This is a genomic window from Dactylosporangium sp. NPDC049742, assembly GCF_040674675.1.
In the GTDB taxonomy this organism is placed as follows: domain Bacteria; phylum Actinomycetota; class Actinomycetes; order Mycobacteriales; family Micromonosporaceae; genus Dactylosporangium; species Dactylosporangium maewongense.
The window spans coordinates 35,496-54,720 of the sequence record NZ_JBFANF010000051.1 but is presented as its reverse complement, the minus strand read 5'-3'; the positions used below and the strand labels follow the sequence as shown (position 1 = coordinate 54,720).

At 75.8% G+C, this 19,225-nt stretch carries 20 protein-coding genes and 1 pseudogene; 13 read left to right on the top strand and 8 right to left on the bottom strand.

Annotation, left to right across the window (positions count from 1 at the left end):
* Positions 1-19: 19 nt before the first annotated feature.
* The 3 genes from AB0J72_RS42580 to AB0J72_RS42570 all read right to left on the bottom strand — a co-directional run bounded on the left by AB0J72_RS42580 (position 20) and on the right by AB0J72_RS42570 (position 2,901).
* On the bottom strand, positions 20-874 hold the full coding sequence (locus AB0J72_RS42580; RefSeq protein WP_363410256.1) for a universal stress protein: 855 nt from the start codon (positions 872-874) through the stop codon (positions 20-22).
* Between the two features lie 113 nt (positions 875-987).
* Positions 988-1,821, bottom strand: coding sequence for a universal stress protein (locus AB0J72_RS42575; protein ID WP_363410254.1), 834 nt, complete (start codon positions 1,819-1,821; stop codon positions 988-990).
* A 183-nt stretch (positions 1,822-2,004) separates the two neighbouring features.
* Positions 2,005-2,901 carry a universal stress protein gene (locus AB0J72_RS42570; RefSeq protein ID WP_363410251.1) on the bottom strand — a complete coding sequence of 299 codons (897 nt, stop codon included), beginning with the start codon at positions 2,899-2,901 and terminating at the stop codon, positions 2,005-2,007.
* Positions 2,902-3,100: 199 nt separating this feature from the next.
* Between AB0J72_RS42570 and AB0J72_RS42565 the strand changes: the two genes are divergently transcribed.
* Positions 3,101-4,105, top strand: a complete 1,005-nt coding sequence (locus tag AB0J72_RS42565; RefSeq protein ID WP_363410248.1) for a zinc-dependent alcohol dehydrogenase family protein — start codon at positions 3,101-3,103, stop codon at positions 4,103-4,105.
* A 27-nt stretch (positions 4,106-4,132) separates the two neighbouring features.
* Here AB0J72_RS42565 and AB0J72_RS42560 read toward each other — a convergent pair whose 3' ends face one another.
* Together AB0J72_RS42560 and AB0J72_RS42555 are read right to left on the bottom strand one after the other, a co-directional pair.
* Complete coding sequence (locus AB0J72_RS42560; RefSeq protein WP_363410246.1) at positions 4,133-5,011, bottom strand: universal stress protein; 879 nt, start codon at positions 5,009-5,011, stop codon at positions 4,133-4,135.
* A 195-nt stretch (positions 5,012-5,206) separates the two neighbouring features.
* Complete coding sequence (locus AB0J72_RS42555; RefSeq protein ID WP_363410243.1) at positions 5,207-6,139, bottom strand: universal stress protein; 933 nt, start codon at positions 6,137-6,139, stop codon at positions 5,207-5,209.
* Between the two features lie 305 nt (positions 6,140-6,444).
* Between AB0J72_RS42555 and AB0J72_RS42550 the strand changes: the two genes are divergently transcribed.
* Positions 6,445-6,666, top strand: a complete 222-nt coding sequence (locus tag AB0J72_RS42550; protein WP_363410240.1) for a DUF1918 domain-containing protein — start codon at positions 6,445-6,447, stop codon at positions 6,664-6,666.
* Between the two features lie 81 nt (positions 6,667-6,747).
* On the opposite strand, the gene AB0J72_RS42545 is transcribed toward AB0J72_RS42550, so the two are convergent.
* Positions 6,748-7,044, bottom strand: coding sequence for a PLDc N-terminal domain-containing protein (locus AB0J72_RS42545; protein WP_363410237.1), 297 nt, complete (start codon positions 7,042-7,044; stop codon positions 6,748-6,750).
* Positions 7,045-7,108: 64 nt separating this feature from the next.
* On the bottom strand, positions 7,109-8,089 hold the full coding sequence (locus tag AB0J72_RS42540; protein ID WP_363410234.1) for a nitroreductase family protein: 981 nt from the start codon (positions 8,087-8,089) through the stop codon (positions 7,109-7,111).
* A gap of 484 nt (positions 8,090-8,573) precedes the next feature.
* Here AB0J72_RS42540 and AB0J72_RS42535 point away from each other — a divergent pair, with 484 nt between their 5' ends.
* The 3 genes and pseudogenes from AB0J72_RS42535 to AB0J72_RS42525 all read left to right on the top strand — a co-directional run bounded on the left by AB0J72_RS42535 (position 8,574) and on the right by AB0J72_RS42525 (position 11,222).
* The gene (locus AB0J72_RS42535; protein WP_363410231.1) at positions 8,574-9,503 is read left to right on the top strand and encodes a universal stress protein; all 930 of its coding nucleotides are present in this window, start codon (positions 8,574-8,576) and stop codon (positions 9,501-9,503) included.
* Positions 9,504-9,636: 133 nt separating this feature from the next.
* Positions 9,637-10,002, top strand: a pseudogene (locus AB0J72_RS42530) (CoA-binding protein); the annotation flags it as partial.
* 146 nt (positions 10,003-10,148) lie between these two features.
* On the top strand, positions 10,149-11,222 hold the full coding sequence (locus tag AB0J72_RS42525; protein ID WP_363410228.1) for a nitroreductase: 1,074 nt from the start codon (positions 10,149-10,151) through the stop codon (positions 11,220-11,222).
* A 95-nt stretch (positions 11,223-11,317) separates the two neighbouring features.
* Here AB0J72_RS42525 and AB0J72_RS42520 read toward each other — a convergent pair whose 3' ends face one another.
* The gene (locus AB0J72_RS42520; protein WP_363410225.1) at positions 11,318-12,319 is read right to left on the bottom strand and encodes a nitroreductase; all 1,002 of its coding nucleotides are present in this window, start codon (positions 12,317-12,319) and stop codon (positions 11,318-11,320) included.
* A gap of 295 nt (positions 12,320-12,614) precedes the next feature.
* Between AB0J72_RS42520 and AB0J72_RS42515 the strand changes: the two genes are divergently transcribed.
* The 8 genes from AB0J72_RS42515 to AB0J72_RS42480 all read left to right on the top strand — a co-directional run bounded on the left by AB0J72_RS42515 (position 12,615) and on the right by AB0J72_RS42480 (position 19,224).
* Positions 12,615-12,932, top strand: a complete 318-nt coding sequence (locus AB0J72_RS42515; RefSeq protein WP_363410222.1) for an HPF/RaiA family ribosome-associated protein — start codon at positions 12,615-12,617, stop codon at positions 12,930-12,932.
* A 98-nt stretch (positions 12,933-13,030) separates the two neighbouring features.
* Positions 13,031-13,813, top strand: a complete 783-nt coding sequence (locus AB0J72_RS42510) for a sigma 54 modulation/S30EA ribosomal C-terminal domain-containing protein (protein WP_363410219.1) — start codon at positions 13,031-13,033, stop codon at positions 13,811-13,813.
* 9 nt (positions 13,814-13,822) lie between these two features.
* Positions 13,823-14,254 (top strand): methyl-accepting chemotaxis protein, encoded by a 432-nt coding sequence (locus AB0J72_RS42505; protein WP_363410348.1) that lies wholly within the window; start codon positions 13,823-13,825, stop codon positions 14,252-14,254.
* Between the two features lie 527 nt (positions 14,255-14,781).
* Positions 14,782-15,630 (top strand): rod shape-determining protein, encoded by an 849-nt coding sequence (locus AB0J72_RS42500; protein ID WP_363410216.1) that lies wholly within the window; start codon positions 14,782-14,784, stop codon positions 15,628-15,630.
* Positions 15,631-15,683: 53 nt separating this feature from the next.
* Positions 15,684-15,989, top strand: a complete 306-nt coding sequence (locus AB0J72_RS42495) for a TraR/DksA family transcriptional regulator (protein ID WP_363410213.1) — start codon at positions 15,684-15,686, stop codon at positions 15,987-15,989.
* A gap of 73 nt (positions 15,990-16,062) precedes the next feature.
* Complete coding sequence (locus AB0J72_RS42490) at positions 16,063-16,470, top strand: hypothetical protein (protein ID WP_363410210.1); 408 nt, start codon at positions 16,063-16,065, stop codon at positions 16,468-16,470.
* A gap of 8 nt (positions 16,471-16,478) precedes the next feature.
* The gene (locus tag AB0J72_RS42485; protein ID WP_363410207.1) at positions 16,479-17,741 is read left to right on the top strand and encodes a helix-turn-helix domain-containing protein; all 1,263 of its coding nucleotides are present in this window, start codon (positions 16,479-16,481) and stop codon (positions 17,739-17,741) included.
* 88 nt (positions 17,742-17,829) lie between these two features.
* Complete coding sequence (locus AB0J72_RS42480) at positions 17,830-19,224, top strand: cytochrome ubiquinol oxidase subunit I (RefSeq protein ID WP_363410204.1); 1,395 nt, start codon at positions 17,830-17,832, stop codon at positions 19,222-19,224.
* Position 19,225 lies beyond the last annotated feature (1 nt).

The following is a 19,225-nucleotide window of genomic DNA, read 5'->3' as shown; positions in this document are numbered from 1 at the left end:
CCGGTGTGCCGCCGGTGGGTCAGGGGGCGGCCGGCGCGTGGACGATCAGCACCGGGCACGCGGCGTGGTGCATCAGGTGCTGGCCGACGGAGCCGAGGAGCAGGCCGGCGAACCCGCCGTGCCCGCGGCTGCCGACGGCGACCAGCTGGGCAGCGCCGGAGGCGTCCAGCAGCGCCTGCGCCGTCCGGCCGTTGACGAGCCGGGTCTCCAGCTCGACGGCCGGGTACTTCTCCCGCCAGCCCGCCACCGCCGTCTCCAGCAGCTGCTGTTCCGTCGCCTCGATCATGGCGTACGGCAGGGAGGTGACCATGGGTGGCAGGTAGGCACGGACGGCGAGCACGCCGGTGCCGCGCAGCCGCGCCGCCTCGAACGCGACGCCCAGCGCGGCGTCGGAGCTGGGGGAGCCGTCGACGCCGGCCACCACCGGGCCGCCGGTCGCGGCACGGCCGCGCACCACGACGACCGGGACGCGCGCGTGCGTGGCGACCTGCTGGCTGACCGACCCGAGCAGCAGGTGGGTGAGCCCGCCGCCGCCACGGTTGCCGACCACGATCAGGCGGGCGCCCGCGGCACCGAGCTCGATCAGGGTCGGTGACGGCGCGGCGTGGACCGCCGTGCCGTCGATGCTGACGCCGGTGCCGCGCCGGCGGAGATGCTCCACGATCTCGGCGATCAACGCGTCGCCGCGCTCCTGCGCCTCGGCGGCCATCTCCCCGGCCGGTCCCGCGTACTCCCCGCCGGGCCAGGCGAGCTGGTAGGCGTACACGATGTGCAGGCCCGACCCGGTCCGCTCGGCCTCGGTCACGGCCCAGTCGACGGCGGCCCGGGACTCGCCCGACCCGTCGAATCCGACGACGATCCGCTGTGCGTCCATCGCAGTCCTCCTTCGTGACGGTCCGGCCGGGTGCGGCGGTCCGCGCCGGCCGGACAGGGCCGGGGTCTCCTCGCCGGCGGGACCTCCGGCCCGCCCGGCGGCGCGTGGTGCCGTCAGTGCCGGGCGATGAGGACCGGCGAGTCCGCGTGCTCGAGCACGTGCTGGGCGACCGCACCGAGGTGCAGGCCGGTGAAGCCGCCGTGCCCCCGTGCCCCGAGCACGATCATCAGCGCGTCCCGCGCCTCGTCCAGCAGCACCGGCACCGGCACGCCCTGCCGGACCCGCGCCTCGGCCTCGACGGCGGGGTCCTTCGCCCGCAGCCGCTCCAGGTCGGCGTCGAGCTCGGCGGCCAGCTTGTCCGGGTCGGGGCGGCGGGCCAGGCGGCTGGCCGGCGGCTGCCACACCCGCACCGCGACCAGCGGCACCCGGCGTGCCGACGCCTCGCCGAACGCCGTCTCCAGCGCCAGCAGACCGTCGGCGGACCCGTCGGTGCCGACGACGACCGGCCCGTGGGACGGCAGCTGCGCCTCCGGCCCGGACCAGCGCTCGGCGTGGTGCACCACGAGGACCGGGCAGTACGCGTAGCCGGCGAGCTGCACGCCGACGGAGCCGACCAGCAGCGAGTGGAAGCCGCCGTGCCCGCGGCTGCCGACGACGACCAGCTCGGCGTGCCGGGACTGCTCGCGCAGTGTGTGCGCGGGCTGCCCGTACCACGTCGACGTCGTCACGTGCAGGCTCGGAAACCATTGGCGGGCCTCGACCGCGGCGTTCAGAACCAGGCCCTGCTCGTCGGTGATCTCCTCCGGAGGGCCGGGGACGCCGAGGGCGTGCGTGATGCGCAGCGGCAGGCGGAGCCGGACCGCCTCGTCGGCGGCCCAGCGGACCGCGCCGAACGCGGCCGGCGAGCCGTCGACGCCGACGATCACCGGCCGTTGGATGATGGTCATGACGGCCTCCTCACGATGTGCGGCGGTGTCCTTCAACGGTCGTCCACCGCCGTGCCGGCCGGAAGGGCCGATGGTCCCGTCCACCGACGGCGGCGACACCGGCGCATGCGCCGACCGGCCCTGACCGCCCGCAGACCTGGTACCCGATCCTGGCCGCGCCACCCGGCGGACGGGCGCGGTGCCTCAGGCGGCGCCGCGCCCCGCCGGTGCACCGGCGGGCGCACCATGGGCCCGCGGGACGACCAGCACCGGCCGGTGGGCGTGGTGCAGGGTGGCCATCGCCACGCTGCCGAGCATGATCTCCTGCGCCGCCGAGCGCCCCCGCGAGCCGACGACCACCAGCGCCGCGGACCGGTCCGCCGCGTACCCGCCGAGGGCGTCGGCGATGGCGTGGCCCGGCGCCCCGCTCCCCGGCCGGACCACGACCGGGTTGACGGACGGGCTCCCGTCCGGAGGCGGGGTCGACGGCCACTCCTCGGCCCTGTCGTGCACCGACACGAGCACCACCTCCCGCTCCGGCAGCAGCCGGTCGGCGGCCACGACCGCGGCCGAGGCGCCCGGGGAGCCGTCCCAGCCGACGACGACCGGCCCGGCCGGGATCGCCGCGGCGTCCCGCATGAGCATGGGATGCGGCACGACCAGCACCGGCTTCGGGCTGTAGTGCACGAGGACGTCGGAGACGCTGCCGAGGACCGCGCGGACCCCGCCGAGGCCGCGGGAGCCGACGATGACCACGTCGGGCTCCAGGGCGGCGGCGGTCTTGGCCAGCTCGAACCCCTCGCCGCCCTCGGTGGGCCGGGCGAGGGGCTCGGCGCGCCAGCCCGCGGTCCCGGCGATCGTGACCCCGGTGGCGACGACCTGTTCGGCCCGCCACGCCCCTTCTTCGAGCAGCGCCTCGACGAACTCCTCGATGTGCTCCTGGCCGGCCCACAACCGCCGGCGGAGGCCCTCCTCGGCGAAAGGTGGCGTCCACAGGTACGCGATCCAGGCGTGCGCGTCCGGCAGCAGTTGCGTGCCGGCCCGCAGCGCGGCGTTCGCGGCGGCGGAACCGTCGTAACAGACCAGAGCGCGCTTCGTCATCGCGGACCCTCCTGACAGCTTCCCGAGTTGCTTCTGTGCCGTCATCGGGGCGACGGGCGGCGCGCACCGCCACCGTCGCCCCACCACCAACCATCCGCGCCGGGTGCGTGGCCGGCCAGGGCCTGGCGGCACCGGACGACCGGGACCGCGGTGCGTGCATGGTGGGCGTCCGGGCGGGCAGGAAGGCCGGGTGCGACGGATGACCGCGTGGCGGGTCGAGCGGCCGGGCCCCATCCAGCAGCGTCCCCTGCGGATGGATTCGGCGCCGGTACCGGAGCCGGGGCCGGGCGAGGTCCTCGTGCGGGTCCGCGCGTGCGCGGTCTGCCGCACCGACCTGCACCTGGCCGAAGGCGACCTCCCGCCGGTGCGGCCCGGGGTGGTGCCCGGCCACGAGGTCGTCGGCGAGGTCGAGCGGTTGGGGCCGGACGCCGGCGACCTCCGGGTGGGTGAGCGGGTGGGGGTGGCGTGGCTGCGCCACACCTGCGGCGCCTGCGCCTACTGCCGCGCCGGGGCGGAGAACCTGTGCCCGTTCTCGCGGTACACCGGCTGGCACGCCGACGGGGGCTTCGCCGAGCACTGCGTGGCGCCGGCGGCGTTCGTCTACCGGCTGCCGCCGAGCTACGACGACGCCCACGCCGCCCCGCTGCTGTGCGCCGGGATCATCGGCTTCCGCGCGCTGCGCCGGGCGGAGCTTCCCCCGGGCGGACGCCTGGGCCTGTACGGGTTCGGCGCGTCGGCGCACCTGGCGGCGCAGGTCGCCCTCGCGCAGGGCGCGAGGGTCCACGTGCTGACCCGCTCGGCGCAGGCGCAGCAGCTGGCCCTGGACCTCGGCGCCGCGTCCGCGGGCGACGCCGCCGACCGGCCGCCGGAGCCGCTGGACGCCGCGATCCTGTTCGCGCCCGTGGGCGACCTGGTGCCGGTCGCGCTGTCGGCGCTGGACCGCGGTGGCACGCTCGCGGTGGCCGGCATCCACCTCACCGACATCCCGGTCCTGCGGTACGCCGACCACCTGTTCCAGGAGCGGACGCTGCGCAGCGTCACCGCCAACACCCGCCAGGACGGCCGCGACTTCCTGGCGTTCGCGCAGGAGCACCCGCTGCGGGTGAGCATCACGGAGTACCCCCTGGGGGCGGCGGACGACGCCCTCGCCGACCTCGCCGCCGACCGGGTCAACGGCGCCGCCGTCCTGGTCCCGCCCACCTGACTGGGCCACCTGACCGGGTCCGGCCGGCTACCGCACCACCGCGACCGGGCAGGCGGCGTGGTGGATCAACGCCTGGCTGACCGAGCCCAGCAGCAGCCCCGTGAAGCCGCCGCAGCCGCGCGAGCCGACGACCATCAGCTCCGCGCCGTGGGACAGCCGCCTGAGGATCGGCGCGGGGGCTCCGCGCACCGTGCGTCGGCGCACGTCGACGTCCGGGTACTTGTCGGCCCAGCCGCAGACCGACTCCGCCAGGGCCCGCCGCTCGTCGTCGAGCAGGTCCTCGGTGTCGTAGACGAGCGGCAGCATGTCGCCGGGGCCGGTGGACTCGGGCCAGCGGTACGTGTGCACCGTGGTCAGCCCGACCCCGCGGAACGAGGCCTGCTCGAACGCGAACCGCAGCGCGTGCTCGGCGTCGTGGGACCCGTCGATGCCGACGACCACCCGGCCCGCCTCGACGGCGTCGGCGGGCTCGCCCCGGCGGACCACGACGACCGGGCCGGCGGCGTGCGCGGCCACCTGCGCGCCGACGGATCCGAGCAGCAGGCCGCCGAATCCGCCCAGGCCGCGGCTGCCGACGACGACGGTGCCGGCCCACGCGGAGGCGTGGACCAGCGCGGCGCCGGCCGGCTCGCACGGCGTCTCGGTGGTGATCGGCAACTGGGACGAGACGGCGCGGGCGCGGGCCACGGCGGCGGCGACGATGGTGTCGGCGGCGTGCCGGACGAGCTCGTCCAGCTCGGGTGTCCGGCGGGCGCCGAGCGGCGGGTGGACGACGGGCCACGCGTACGCGTGGACGATGTGCAGCCGGCGGCCCCGGCGCGCGGCGTCCCAGGCGGCCCAGTCCACGGCCGCCAGGCTCTCCGGTGAGCCGTCGACACCGACGACGACGTCATGCTTGTGCTCCATCACGCGTCTCCTTCCACGGGCGCGCCGGGCGCTTCGTGCTGGACGTCCGGGTGGCCGGCGCGAACCGACACCCGCTGTTGGGCAGCCCGGCGCGGTGACCATCTTGGTGATGGCGAACCTGGCGGCCCTCGTCGCCGTCCTGGGCATTCCGCTCGTCGTGGCTCGTGCCCGACAGCGGGTGTCGTACCTCAATCCTTACCGCGGCGGGCGGTCGACGGCACGGGAGAAGGTCCCGCCCGCCGGGGTCCGCGCGGCCCGGACCGCCACGCGCTCGGGGACGATCTGCACGACGCCGTCGCCGTGCTCGGCGAAGGCCCGGCTCACCGAGCCGAGGCGGAGCACTGCCGGCATCGGCCGCCCGTGCCGCCCGAGGACCAGCAGCGCGGCTCCGGCGGCGGCGCGGCGCAGCCCGTGCACCGGGTCCCCGCCGTACACGGCGCGCTTCACGGCGACCGACGGGTGCCGCGCCACGAGCGGCTCCACCTGCTCGGCCAGCGTCACGAGCGGCGCCGGCACGGCGGTGAAGTGCGTCTCCAGGAACCGGTCGTCGAACCAGTAGTCGTCGCCGGTGTGGCGGACGTCGACCTCGACCACGGCCAGCGGCACGGCGTGCAGCTCGGCGTGGGCGAACCCGGCCCGCAGCGCCGCCGCGGCCGCCGCGGAGCCGTCGGTGCCGACGACGACGTGACCGGCGAACGGTCCGTGCCCGGACACCGGGCGCACGACGACCACCGGGCAGGGGGCCCGGGCGGCGAGCCTGGTCGGCACCGAGTGGTGCAGCGGGTCGCCGCCCTCGTGGCCGCCGACGACGAGCAGGTCCAGCTCGCCGGACAGCTCCAGCAGCGCGCCCACCGGGTCACCGGCCGGCAGCGCCACGGCGGTGCGGCGGTCGAGGCGTTGCCGCGCGGCCCTGATGTGCCGCGCCAGGTCCGGCTCGGTCAGCTCCAGCGCGGCGAGGCCGGTCGCCGCCCTGTCCGGGTCGCCGTCGCGCCGCACGTGGCAGATGGCCAGCGTCCCGCCGCGTGCCGCCGTCTCCTCGACCGCCCACGACAGCGCGGCGAGACCTCCCGGGGTGTCCGCCACGCCGACCCCGATCCGCCCGGTCCCCGGGTGCGCTGCGGTGTCCATGACTGGTCCTCCCTGCTCCGGTCGCGCCGCCGTCGCCGGTACGGGCGGGCCGCCGGCATGGTGGCCCTCCTCTTCCAGCACAGCACGCCGGCGGGCACCGGTCGCAGGCCGTTCGGTCCAGCAGGACCGGGTTCGAACGGCCTGATCCGCGGCCGGCCGGGCACCGTGCGGCGGCCGTGCCGCTCGCGGCGACCGGAAGAGCATGAAGACCCTGGCAACGGCGTGGCGCGCGGCGCACGGTTGATCGAGGGGGAGTCCCCGACCCCGCGGGGCCGCTCGCGGGACGAGCGGAGGAGGAACGGATCATGCAGGCGAACATCGGAGACCGGCTGATCGTCGAGGGCACCCACCTGGGCGACAGCCGGCGGATCGGTGTCATCACCGAGGTCGGCCACGCCGATCACACGCCGCCGTACCGGGTGCGCTGGCTCGACACGGGTCACGAGGCGCTGGTCTTCCCGGGCCCTGACGCCCGGGTGCGGCCTCCCGCCGCGGACGACGAGCCGGTCGGCGGCCCGGCGTCCTGACACCGGGGGCGGTTGTCCGGCGGGCCCGTGTCAGGGCCCGGTCAGGGCCCGGCCTCGGGGTCTTGCCCGGCGGGCCCTGTGTCAGGTTCGCCGGGACCGGCCGCGGCGCGTGTCGGGCTCGTCCGGCCGCCTCCCGGCGAGGAGGTACAGCAGCGGGCCCGCCGGCTGGATCGCGAGCGCGGGCCACCACAGTGCCTTCAGCCCCTGAACCTGTGACGCGGGGCGCCGGTACAGGTCGGCGGCGGCGATCGCGGTGAGCGTGATCTCCGCGGCCGTCCCCACCACGAGCGCCGCCCGGTCGCGGGTGGACAGGTCGCTCCATCGGGAGTGGTGCACGGATTCGCGGCCGATCGCCCGGGCCACAGTTGCCAGTGTCATCGCATGCCTCCACGGTGCTGTAGGCCGGTAAGGCCACCGTACGCAGGCACCGGCGCCAGCGGCGTCACACCGCGGTGGTGGGCGTGCCCGCCACCGCGACGACCTCGGCCAGATCCCGGCGCGGACTTGCGGGGACCGGCATGCCGTAGCCGATGCGCAGGATCATCTGCGGGGCCCACGGGTCGGCGGGGTCCGCGAGCGCGCGGCGCAGCCGGGGGATCTCCAGCGCCTGGGTCATCGGCTGGGCGGCGAGGCCGCGCACCGTGGCGCTGAGCAGGACCCGCTGCATGGCCTGGCCGGCCCGCACGCGTGCGGTGCGGCCATCGGCGCGGCTGCTGAGCACGACGAGCTGCGGGTGGGGCTCGAACACGGCGGCCGGGCGGCCGGGGTCCGCCGACAGCAGCCCGAAGTCGCGTGCCGGCAGCCAGCCGTGCACGTCCCGCGGGCCGGCGAGCTCCGCCGGTATGCCGTCGCGGCGGCCGGGACCGCCGGCCGTCCAGGCGGCCAGCTCCCGGCGGTACGCGGGGTCGCGGCGCTGGGCGGCGTCGGCCGCCGCGATGAGCGTCAGCAGCGCCTCGCGCCGCACCCGGTCCAGCACGGTCAGCTCGGCACCCTCCGCGGCGGCCGCCGCCCGCAGCTCGTCGATGACGCGTGCCGGGACGACGGCCCGGGCGTACGGTCCGCGGTTCGTGTGCCGCCGGAAGAGCGCCGTGCCGAGCGCGCGCAGGCCGGGCCCGGGGGTGCCGGGCCGGCCCGGCTCGATCCGGGCCACGGTCAGCCCGTCGGCGGGAAACGGCCGCAGCACCGGCAGCCACCCGTCCAGCGCCATGGCCAGGCGGAGGTTGAACACGGCGGCGCCGACGCTGAGCAGCAGCGAGCGATGGTCGCGGTCGACGACCCGCAGCCGGCGCGCCGGGTCGGTGCGCACGTCGACCACGCCGTCGTGGATGTGGAACCGCCACGGCTGGGTGTTGTGGATCGAGGGCGCGGCGACGGCCGCGCGCAGCAGGGTCTCCGTCGTCCCCGCGTCGAGTCGCCAGCGCATCGCCGGTCATCTCCGATCGTCGCCGCACCGGCCGCTGCCTGGCCGCCGTGCCGCCGTGTTGTCGTGGCCCCGGCGTCCAGCCTCGTCGCCGTGGCCGCGGGCCGCACGGGGCGTTGGTCCTGTCGAGCCGGGCAGGTCGGCCCGTCGGCGGGAGCCGCAGCGCCACCTGCCATGCCAGATCGACGGCCGTCGCGGCGGAGATCACCTGATGCGGATGATTCGGGTCCGGCGTGCTGGCACAGACCGCCGCGGTGAGACCATGCTGGACCCGAGCGCCGCACGTGGTGCGGGTGCAGGCGGACGTGACTGCGGCATCGGCACCCCGGCAGGGCCGGTCCAGGCGGCGCGGCAGGTCACCGAACGACGTGGTGGGCGGCACCGCATCGCCGCCCGTCGTCGCGGGGCCGGGCACGGCCGGCGGTCCGCCCGGCTCTGGACGCACATGTGCGGGGGACGTTTCGGGGGACGTGGAGGGAGGCCGACATTGGGCTACCGGTACGGACCCGTGGTGGCCGGCGTCGACGGTTCGGCCGACAGTCTCGGCGCGCTGCATTGGGCGGCGGACGAGGCCTGCCGGCACAATCGGGAGCTGCTCGTCGTCCACGCGATCGACCCGGCCCTGCACGCCGGTGACGTGCCGCCGGGCAGCGCCGACATCGCCGTCCGGGCGGCGGAGGAGGCGGTGCGATGGCGACCCGGCGTCTGCGCGACCGGGGTGACGGCGGTCGGCCCCCCGGTCGAGGTGCTGCGCAGCCACACGCGGCAGGCCCGGCTGCTCGTCGTGGCGAGCCACGGCGGCGGCGGCAACATGGCCGACCCGCTCGGCTCGGTGTGTGACGAGCTCTGCCTGGGGGCGGAGTGCCCGGTGCTCGCGGTCCACGCGGCGCGACGCTGGGCCGATCCGTTCACGGTCCTGCCGCAGACGGGCCCGGTGGTGGCCGGCTTCGACGGGTCGGACCCGGCCCGCCGCGCGCTCCGCCTCGCGTTCGAGGAGGCCGCCGACCGCGGCCAGCGGCTCGTCGTCATCCAGGTCTGGCAGCATCCCGAGCTGTGGCTGCATGGCCGGCACCACGGGGAAGGCCGGCACCACGGGCCGTGCCTGAGCAGTAGCGAGTCGGCCGTCCACGAGGCGCTCGTGGCGGCCGCCGAGCCGTGGCGCGCGCGGCACCCGCTCGTCGAGATGGAGCTGCGCAGCGAGCCCGGCGACCCGGTCGAGGCGCTGACCCTCGCCTCGCAGTGGGCGATGCTCATGGTGTTCGGCACCCGTGGCCCCGCGGATCCCGCCGGGCCGTCGAGCCCTTCGGTGATGCACCGGGTGCTGCGCACCATGGCCTGCCCCGCGCTCATCGCGCACGGCACCGTCCAGGAGCAGGCCGCACCCGTGCCGGACGCCGTGCACTCGGCGTCAGCATGACGGCCGCCCTGCTCCTCGCGCCCGGCCGGGCCGACGGTCGCAAGGAACAGGTCGTTCGGCACCGGACAGCGTCCCGTGCCGGTGGCACAGTGGAGGTGTCGCCGGTCATCGTCACAGCGAGGAGCTGATCACGATGCGTACACCACGGCAGATACTTGCCGGCGCGCACACGATCGCGGTGGTGGGAGCGTCCCGCGACCCGCAGAAGCCCGGGCACTGGGTGCCGAAGATGCTGCAGGAGCAGGGCTGGCACATCGTCCCGGTCAATCCGCACGCCACGGAACTGTTCGGCGAGCACGCGTACGCACGCCTCGCCGACGTCCCGGAGCACATCGACGTGGTGCAGGTGTTCCGGCCGGCGGCGGAGGCCGAGGGTCTGGTCCGGGAGGCGGCCGCGGCCGGTGCCGGGGCGATCTGGCTGCAGGAGGGCATCGCCAGCCCGAAGGCGCGGCAGCTCGCCGGCGAGGTCGCGCTGGACTACGTCGATGACACGTGCATGGGGGCGGAGCGCGCGCTGGCCGACATGGTGCACGGCGGATGCGAGCCGGAGTGCCCCGTGTACCACGGCATCGTGCCCGTGCCGGAGTCGTCGCCGGAGCCGGCCGACGCGCAGTGAACGTCGCCCGAGCCGGGAAGGAGTTCGTCATGGTAGCGGTACGACACACCGAGACCGACGCGGCGATCCGCGTGGAGGCGGTCAGCCGGATCCTGGCGCGCGCGGCCGTGACCGCACTGCGCGCACCGTCCATCTGGAACACCCAGCCGTGGCGCTGGCGCATCGAGCACGACGTCGCCGTGCTCCGCGCGGACCGGCGCCGGCAGCTGGACCCCATCGATCCGGAGGGCCGGCTGCTGACGGTCAGCTGCGGGGCCGCGCTGCACCACGCGTGCGTCGCGCTGGCGGCCGAGGGCGCGGCGGTGGTCGTCGACCGGCTGCCCCGCGACGACGACCCGGATCTGCTGGCGACGCTGCGGTACGCCGGCCGCCTGCACCCGTCGTCGACCGCACAACTGCTCCGGCATGCGATCCACGCCCGGCGGACCGACCGGCGGCCGTTCGACGTCCGCCCGGTGCCCGAGCACATCGCCGACCGGCTGCGCGCCGCGGCCCGCCACGCCGGCGCCGACATGCACATCGTCCGGTCGCGGGATCTCACCGCGGTGGCCGTCGCCGCCGGTCACGCCGCCGCCGCCGAGCGGGCCGACCCGGCGTACCGGGCCGAGCTCGCCAGGTGGACCGGGGCGCGTCTCGCCGGCGACGGGGTGCCGCAGGACACCACCGCGGCGGTGGGCGCGCGGCCGGTGCCGATCCGCGACTTCACCGGTGTCGAGGAGGGCCCGAGCATCTACAGCGGTGCCGAACTCGTGGACCGCGCCGCCTCGTACGGCGTGATCGTCACCGACGTGGACGAGCCGGCGGCCTGGCTCATCGCGGGCGAGGCGCTGTCTGCCGTGCTGCTCACCGCGACCGCCGAACGCCTGTCCACCTCCGCGATGAGCGACCTCGTGGAGGTCCGCAGCGCCCGGGAGCTGCTGCGCCGCATGCTCGGCGACGTCGCCCATCCCGTCATCGGCGTCCGGATCGGCGTCCCCGGCCCGGGAGCCCTTCCGCCGCACTCGCCGAGGCGGCCCGCCGCCGAGACCGTGGAGGTCGTCGGCGAGCTGATGGTGGACCTGCCGCCGGCGTGGTGGACCGGCGGAGCGGGTCGCGCCCGCTGATCGAGCCGACCGGCCGGCCGTGCCCGGCTCATGATGTCCTTGGCGTGCGTGGCGGGAGTCCATTCGCCTTCATCGGTGTGCTCCACGGCGGGGAGTCACGGTCCGGTCTCGTCGCCGATGACGTCACCGGTCGGCCGGCGGGGGCTCGCCGGTGGCGGCGACCCGGGATCGGCGCCGACGCGCAGCACGAGCTGCGGATTGCCGCCGTGCGGCAGGAGGCTCCGCAGCAGGGCGCGCGCGCCGGGCACCTCGACGGCGTCGCTCATCGGCGAGACCGCCAGCCCGAGACTGATCGCGGTGAGCCAGACCGCGCTGACCGCCTCACCCGCCCGCAGCCAGGCGGCCGGCTCGTCGGTGCGCGTGGCGAGCAGCAGGTACCCGGCGGACCGGTCGTCGCCGGTGCCCGGGGTCAGGGCGGCCCGGTCGCCGAGCCCGAAGCCGCGCAGCGGCACCGGCCGGGGCGTCGGTCCCGCGACGGTCTCCGGCGGCACACCGTCGCCCTTCTCCGCTGGCCGCCCCGTCCACTCCCGCAGCTCCTCACGGCGCCGCTCGTCCTTGGCCTCGATGATCTGCGCGCCGTGCTCGGCCGCCCGCAGGTACGCGATCTGGTCGCCGTCGATGCGGTGCAGCGTGGTGTCCTCGGCCGTCGCCGCCGCGTGCAGCGCGTCCAGCGTTTCGCCGGTCGCCGGCCCGGACGCCAGGAACGGCCGCCGGTCCGTCCGCCGCTGCCGCATGGCGTCCGCGGCGGCGGCGTCCTCCGCCCGCACCGGTTGGATCCCGCCGGACCGCACCCGGGCGAGCAGGTCCGGGTCGGCCGCGTCGGGATAGCGCCGCACCGACGGGTTGATCCCGGACGCCGCCAGCGCGACCCGGGCGTGGTGCAGCGCCGCGCCGCAGCTCAGGATCAGCAGCCGGCCTGCCGGGTCGATGGCGTGCAGCTGGCGGGTCCGGTCGGCGTGCAGGTCGAGCCCGTCCTCGCCGACGTGCCACCGCCACGGCTGCGTGTTCAGCACGGACGGTGCCCGCGTGGCCTCCTCGGCGGCGCAGCGCAGCAGCTCCTGCACCGTCCGCCCGTTGTTGCGTGTGCTGATGTCCATCCGTCGGCCCCGCTTCCCGCGAAGTGCCTCAGTGCCTGCCGCCCCCACGGCGCCTCGAGCCCGCAGGCGGTGCCGGACCGTCCGTGGCAGCGGCAGGGGCGGCGTGGTCGCAGCGCACCTGCCCGCAGTGCCGGCCGCTACACCTGGCTACGGGAGGCATCGGGGAATGATCCCGGCCGGCCCGCGCCGCCGCGGTGTGACGGGACCAAAGACCCTGGAGGCGTCCCGTATCGGGGAGATCAAATGATCTCAGGCGGTCGGAACCCCGCCCCTTGGACGAGGGAAGGACGAGACGATGTCCCGCACGCACGACGAGGTCGAGGTCCAGGTCCAGCTGCAGGCCGGGATGGAGCCTCGACTGCAGGGGTACGCCCGGGAGAAGGTCACCGCGGTGCTCGGGCACACGGGACGCCCGATCCTCTACGCCAAGGTGCGGCTCGACCGGATCACGAACCCGGCCGCCACCCGGCCCGTCACCGCCCGCGCCGAGATCGACCTGAACGGCCGGGTCCTGCACGCCGAGGCGACCGCGGACGGCCCGTACGAGGCCGTGGACCTCCTCCAGGACCGGCTGCTGGCCCGGCTCGAGCACGAGAAGGCCGGCCACCGGTAGGCACCCGGACCGGGACGGCGGGGACGGGACCTTCGGCACTGTCGGCCCCCGCGACGGGCGGCGACACTGACGCCGTTGCCGATCCAGGAGGTGTACCGGTGCCGGAGCTCGACGTGTCAGTGATCGGCCCCGCGGGTGACGTCGACGTGCGCAGCCGCGGGCCGGTCGACCCGGACGACCGGGAGAGCGCGCGGGCTGCCGTCGCGGCCGTGGTCGCACGGCACCGCTCGGCGGGCGCGGCCCGGCTGCGCCTCACCTGCGGACCCCACCCGGGCTGCCCGGCGGTGATCCAGGTGAACCTGCGCGTCGGCGGGGCACCCGCCCGGATCCAGGTCGACGGCCCGACCCTGCCGGCCGCCGTCGCGGCCGCCACGGACCGGCTGGAGCGCCAGATCACCCGGCTGGAGACCGGGTGGGAGCCGTGGCCGTGGCCGGACCCGCAGCGGCGCACGCTCGCCGTGCCCGGCCCGGCCCGGATCACCCGCCGCAAGACGGTGCCGCTGCGGCCGCGCCGGGCCTGCCAGGCAGGCTCGATGCTGGCCGCGATGGACTACGACGTGTGCCTGTTCACCGAGCTGGACACGGGCGAGGACGCCATCGTGTACCGCGCCGGCCCCACCGGCCTACGCGTCGCCCGGCAGCACACCATGCGCCCGGTCACCGCCAACGGCACGCCCACGCCGACGGTCAACTCGCGCCGGACGCCGGTCCTCAGCCCGGCCGCGGCCGCCACCCGCCTCGCCGAGGGCTGGCTGCCGTTCCTGTTCTTCACCGACGCCGCCAACGACCGCGGCGCCCTGGCCTACCGCCGCTACGACGGCGGCGTCGGCCTGCTGACCCCGGGCGACGCCACGCGTTTTCCCGCAGCCCGCACAACGTGATCCGCCACCCTGACATGCCGCGGTGCGTCTTCAAGCTGCTGTGGGACACCGCGTCGGTCGCGGCGACGAGCTCTTCGCCTACGTCGTCAACCTGGCCCGCGACGGTGCGCACTACTGGGTGCCGGCGCACGTGCGGTCGAGCTCATCACCCGGGTTGCCGCGCAGACCCGGCTGGTCGCGCTCAACGCCACCATCGAGGCCACCCGCGCGGGTGAGGCGGGTCTCGGCTTCAACGTCGTCGCCACCGAGGTCAAGACCCTCGCCACCGAGACGGCGGCGTCCAGCGACGAGATCGTGGCCCACGTGGACAACATGCAGGCCGCGGCCAGGTCGGCGATCGCGGTGCTGGAGTCGGTGACCCAGAACCTCCGCGAGATGAGCTCGCTCGTCGACGGCAAGCAGTCCGGGCTCGCGCTGGTCACCACGGTGCGAAGGACCTGAGGACCACCGGGCCCTGCCCGCGTGGGACCGGGCGCCATGCGGTGGCCCGGCGCCCGCCGACGGCCAGATTGCCGATGATCGGCAAGCAGGGCGCCGGCAAGGTTGCCGACCGATGCTGGTGTGTGCCGTGCGCTGATCGCCGATGCTGGAGATTCCTTCGGTACGGCTCGCAGGGGTGGTGATCGTGGTGACTGGCGTGTTGTGCCCTGAGCGGCCCCTCGTCCAGGTCGCCGCCTGCCCCGCGCCGGCCGGCTCGCCCGGTGCGACCCCAGCCTGGCCACGTGTGGCGCGGGGACGCATCGGGCTCGAGCGCTTCCGCCGGCAGTCGTCGCCCGGCCGCTACGGCGTGCCGGCCTTCACCGGCTGACCGCAGGCCCGGCCACAGCGTCCGCGGCGATCGACGCCGGACGCGCCTGACACCACCCGCCCGTGGCACCGCCACGGCCCGTCCCGGTCGCCTCCGGGGCCGCATCCCGCACAACCCCGCCACCGTCACGGACCGCGTACAGGTGTCCGAGAGGAGAGCCATGTTCACCCAACCGACCGGCAGCGCCGCCGCCCTGGAACGCCTGGAACGCCAAGAACGGCCGGGCGACCCCCGGCTCCGTGCCGGCGCGGCGAGCCCCGCGCACGAGCCCGCCGCCGTGGGGCTCGACCTCGGCGGCGCCGGCGCCAGGATCTGGGCGTCGGGCCGCGGGGTGCTGCAGCTCAGCTACCCGGAGACGGTGACCGCGCCGTGGTCCGGTCCCGTCGCCCGGGGCCGGATCACCGACCTGGACGCGATGCGGACCCTGCTGTCCGGCCTCTCCTGGGAGCGGCGTCGGCCGCTGCCCGCCGGTGCCGTGGTCGTGGCGTGCCGGCCCGTGGGCACCGACCCGCGGGCGGAGCCGGCCGTGCGTGGGCTGTTGACGAAGGTGTTCGAACCGGCACGGCTGCTGTTCATCGACTCCGTGCGCGCGGCGGCGATCGGTGCCGGCGCGGCGCCGGGCCCGTTGCTGGTCGCCGACGTCGGCGCGCACCTGACCGAGGTCGCCGTGCTCGAGGGTGGCGTGATCGTCGCGGCCCACCGGCGCGACGTCGGGCTGCACGACGGCGTCGCCGGGCCGGACCTCGACGCGGCGGTCGTCGCCGCGATCGCAGACCTCGTCGGCCGGGTGCGCCGGCAGACCGGCCACCGCCGCCAGGTCGTCGCCGCCGCGGTCCGCGGGGGTCTGCTCCTCGTCGGGGGCGGCGCGGCCCGGCCCCGGCTGGCGGCGCGCATCGCGGGTGCCGCGGGCACCCCGGTGCGCCGCCCGGCCGCGCCGCATCTGGCCGCGGTGCGCGGCGCAGGCCTGGCCGCGCTCGCCGCGCTGCGCCGCGGCGCCGTGCGGCCCTGACCGGCACACGTGTGCTCCACCGCAATGTTCTGACAGGTTGATGGGAGACCAGCATGAGCGTCGACACCGGCTCGCTGCAGCACACGCTGCAGACGCAGCTGCGACAGCACACCGAGGAGCTCGCGGTCCTCGCCGCGGCCGGCACCGAGCCGGGCAGCGCCGGTGAGGACCCGGACACCATCGGTGCGCGCACGGCCGCCGCCCGCCAGGCGATCGAGGAGATCTCCGCCGCGCTGTCCCGGCTCACGGCGGGCAGCTACGGCAGCTGCGAACGCTGCACCGCCCCGATCCCCGCCGCCCGGCTGGAGATCCTGCCGCACGCGCGGTTCTGCGTGCCCTGCCAGGCCCGCGGGCGCTGACCGTCCCCGGCCGCCCGGAGGCGCCGGCCCCCACGGCCGGCGCCTCCGACGGTCACGAACCAGGAGCTTCACGATGGACACACGCGGCAGGCAGCGGGATCTCGACATGCTGCGGGTGCTGCTGCACGAGCACCGCGACCGGTACCGCACCCAGCTGCGCCTGCTCAACCAGCCGCGGCAGGACGGCGCCGGCAGCACCGAGCAGCCGGCGCTGGCCGAGTTCACCTGGCGCCGGCTCGACGACGTCGAACACGCGCTGCACGCGCTCGACCGTGGCCGTTACGGCAGGTGTACCGGATGCGGGGCGGACATCCGTATCGACCAGCTGATCCGGCAACCGGCGGCCAGCCGCTGCCCCGGCTGCTCGCGGCGGGAACCGGAGCCGGGCCTGCGGAGCCCGGTCTACACTGCCGGTGACCGGCCACGACGGGAACGCACCGCCGCGCCGGAGACCCGGCGGCCGGACGCCGGCGGGAGGTGAGCACTGCGATGGCCGACCGCAGCCGGCGGGCCCCGACCGGAGCGTCTGCCGGCGCGTCCAAGGCTGCGCAGCCGCGGAAGGCGCAGCAGGCATGGCTGGCCGAGGTCGCCACCGCCGCCGCCCGCGACGCCGGTGACGTGCCGGTGCTGCTGCTCGGCGACTACCTGCCGATGCTCGCCGACGCGGCGGTCAGCGGCCGCCGACCCAGACGCGCCGAGCTCGACGCCGTGGCGCTGCTCGGCCGGCAGGCCGCCGAGCAGGGCATCTCCGCCGGACGGGTGGTGCAGCTGTACCTGTCGGCGGCCCGGCGGCTGTGGCAGGACCTGCCGATGGTGGTGCGCTCCCGGGACAGCGAGGTCGTCCGTGCCGCCGCGGCCGCGGTGCTGCACGTCATCGACGACGCCGTCGCGACCCTCGCCGAGGGGTACGCGGTCGCCCGCCGGGACCTCGTCCGCCGGGAGGAGGCGCTGCGCCGGGAGCTCGTCGACGACCTGCTGCGCGGCGACTCCGACCTCGGCAGCGTGGTCGAGCGGGCCGAACCGTTCGGGCTCGACCTCGCCCGGGTGCACCAGGTGGCGCTCGCGGCCCCGGGCCGGCGGCTGCCCGACACCGACACGGCGATCAGCGCCCTCGAGGCGGTCATCTTCGACCGGCTCGGCGACCGTGACGTCCTCGTCGCCACCAAGGACAACCTCCTCGTCGTCCTCGCCCCGGCGGAGCCCGCCGTGGCCGGCACGACCGCGCCCGCCGGCCGCGACAGCGACCTGGGTGAGCTGGTGCACGGCGAGCTCAACCGGCTCCGGCACGGACGGCCGTGGCGGGTCGCGGTCGGCCGCCCGCACCCTGGCCTGTACGGCATCGCCCGCTCCTACGAGGAGGCCCGCGAGGCACTGACCATGGCGGGGCGCCTGCACGCGGACAAGTCCGTCATCACCGCGCACGACCTGCTCGTCTACCGCGTCCTGCTGCGCGACCAGCCCGCCATCGTCGACCTCGTCTCCGCCGTGCTCAGCCCGCTGCTGCAGGCCCGTGGCGGCGCCCGGCCGCTGCTGGACACCCTGGACGTCTACTTCGCCACCGGTGGGGTGGCCACCGAGTCGGCGAAGCGGCTGCGGGTGTCGGTGCGCACCGTGACGTACCGGCTGGAGCGCATCAAGGCCCTCACCGGCTACGACGCGGCCGACCCGACCCACCGGTTCACCCTCCAGGCCGCGGTCCTCGGCGCCAAGGTCCTCAACTGGCCGGCCGACGCGCGCCCGGGCACCGCGTGACCGTCCTCACGCAGGAGGGCCCGACAGTCCCGGACGGACGTGCCGTTCGGCCCTGATGCCGCCCGCGCCGGGTCCCGAGAATCGGGCCATGGACGCGCTGGACCTTGCGCGGTGGCAGTTCGCGATCACCACCGTCTACCACTACATCTTCGTGCCGATCACCATCGGCCTGTCGGCGCTCGTCGCCGGGCTGCAGACCGCCTGGTTCCGGACCGGGCGCCAGGAGTACCTGCGAGCGACGAAGTTCTGGGGGAAGTTGTTCCTCATCAACTTCGCGATGGGGGTCGTCACCGGCATCGTGCAGGAGTTCCAGTTCGGCATGAACTGGAGCGCGTACTCACGCTTCGTCGGTGACATCTTCGGCGCGCCCCTGGCCATCGAGGGGCTCCTCGCGTTCTTCCTCGAGTCGACGTTCCTCGGGCTGTGGATCTTCGGCTGGGACCGGCTGCCGAAGCGCGTCCACCTGGCGGCGATCTGGCTCGCGTCGATCGGCACCATGCTGTCGGCGTACTTCATCCTCGCCGCCAACTCCTGGATGCAGCACCCCGTCGGGTACACCGTGAACGCCGAACGCGGCCGCGCGGAGCTCACCGACATCGTCGCGGTCCTGACGAACTCGACGACCCTCGTGACCTTCCCGCACACCATCACCGCGTGCTTCCTTACCGGCGGCGCGTTCATGCTCGCCGTGAGCGCCTGGCACCTGCGCCGCCGCAACCAGGTCGACGTGTTCCGGCCGGCGCTGCGCCTCGGCGCCTGGGTCGTGCTCGCCGCCGGCGTCGGCGTGCTCGTCACCGGCGACCTGCAGGCGCGGGTGATGACCGAGCAGCAGCCGATGAAGATGGCCGCCGCGGAGGCGCTGTACCAGACGTCCGAACCCGCCTCGTTCTCCATCTTCACCATCGGCTCGCTCGACGGGCGCGAGGAGGTCGCCAGCGTGCGCATCCCGTCGCTGCTGTCCTTCATGGCGACCGGCAGCCCCAGCGGCTCCGTCGAAGGCATCAACGACCTCCAGCAGCTGTATTCGCAGCGGTACGGCGAAGGCGACTACGTGCCCTACGTGCCGGTCACCTACTGGTCGTTCCGCCTCATGATCGGCTTCGGCGTCCTCGCCATGGCCGTCGCCGCGGTCGCGCTGTGGCGCACCCGGAAGGGCCGGCTGCCCGCGGGACGCTGGCTGTGGACGGCCGCCGTGGCCACGGTCGCCATGCCGCTGCTGGCCAACTCGTTCGGCTGGATCTTCACCGAGGTCGGCCGCCAGCCGTGGACCGTCTTCGGCATCTTCAAGACCTCGCAGAGCGTCTCGCCGTCGGTTTCCGCGAGCACCGTCGCGACCTCGCTCGTCGTCTTCACGCTCCTGTACGGCGCGCTCGCCGTCGTCGAACTGATGCTGATGCTGCGCTACGCCCGGGCCGGAGCACCCGAAATCGTCGTACCCCACGACGAAGATGACGAAGACCGTCCGCTGGCGTTCGCGTACTAGA